Origin of the sequence: Mesorhizobium sp. M0998 (assembly GCF_040318885.1) — a bacterium.
Classification (GTDB): Bacteria; Pseudomonadota; Alphaproteobacteria; order Rhizobiales; family Rhizobiaceae; genus Mesorhizobium.
Map to the genome: position 1 here is coordinate 1 of NZ_JAMYND010000113.1, position 1,281 is coordinate 1,281.

General features: G+C 64.9%; 1 pseudogene. It reads right to left on the reverse strand.

Annotated features, from left to right (window positions below):
- A pseudogene (locus NKH59_RS33325) lies at window positions 1-1,281 on the reverse strand (IS5 family transposase); the annotation flags it as partial.

Below are 1,281 nucleotides of genomic sequence, written 5' to 3' on the forward strand. Positions count from 1 at the left end.
CTTCAGCCACCTGAGCAGGAGGGAGAAGTTGTAGCCGGCGGCGGCCAGGATGGCGTTGACGGCGTCGCCCTGCTTGCCGGCGAGATAGTTGCGGCCCATCCGGTGCTCGGCCTGATGTGGCCGATCACGGGCTCGATCGCGGAGCGGCGGCGCATCTGGCGCTTGATGGCTGGGGTGACACGGCGTTTCTGGCCGCTGGTGAAGACCCTGAACTTGTGGCTCTCCGGTGCGTTCTGGCCGCGATAGCCGGCGTCGGCGAGAACGCGGCTGATCTCATTGCCGATGGTCTTTTCCATGTCAGGGATGATCGCTGCGAGCGTGTGGCCGTCATAGGGATTGCCGGGCAGCGCTTTTGCATGCAGGGCAAACTGGCCACCCTTTGAGCGCTTCAGCGTGGTGGCCACCGACACCTTCACCCCGAACTCGTAGGGCGCATGCGCCTTGCCCTTACCGATGCATTCCACCTCGTGCGCATGCAGGCTGTAGATTTTGCGGCCGCGCTGGCGCTGACGCTGCTCGAGAACGGTGGAGGCCTGGTAGAGCGACCATTTGAAGAGCGCGTCCAGCTCCGCATCGCCGGCGATCTGGCGGGAGATGTCGCGAATGGTCCGGCCGAGATAGGTCTTGAGCCTGCGCAGCGCCTTGTTGGCCCGCTTGAACTGCTTGGCGTGGGCGTAGGCGCCGGTGCTTGATCAGCGCCAGCTTGCCGACCCGCACATAGGTCTGGCGCAAATCCAGCCCGCCCGTTTGGCCAGCCGCACCAGCCGTTCGCGGGCCCGGTGGATGAGCTTGGCGTCGGTCGGGAACATCACGTTCTTCGGCTGCACGGTCGTGTCCACGATCACTTGGCGCGTGTCGGTCGGCTTCATCGCCCCGGTCTTGACCGCAATACTGAGGCTTTCCTGCAAAAGCGCGACGATCCGCTCCTCGCCCATGCGGCTGCGCCAGCGCGTCATCGACGAGCGGTCGAAGGGCAGTGCGTGGCGGAAAAACTCCTCGCCGCACAGATACTGGAAGTAGGGGTTTTCCACCCAGCACTCGCACAGCACCTCGTCTGACAGGTTGAAGGTGTGCTTGAGGATCGCCAGCCCCGCCATCGGCCGGGTCGGCAGCGGCGGCATGCCGGGACCGTCCGAATAGACCGCACCGAAACGCTCCTCCAGCACCGGCCAGTCGATCGCCTGCGCCAGGCACACCAGCTCGTGCTTCATGTTGATGATCTGATCGAGCCTGGAGCGGAAAAGATCCTGCTCTCCCGTCTCGCGCTTCTCGCGTGGCCTG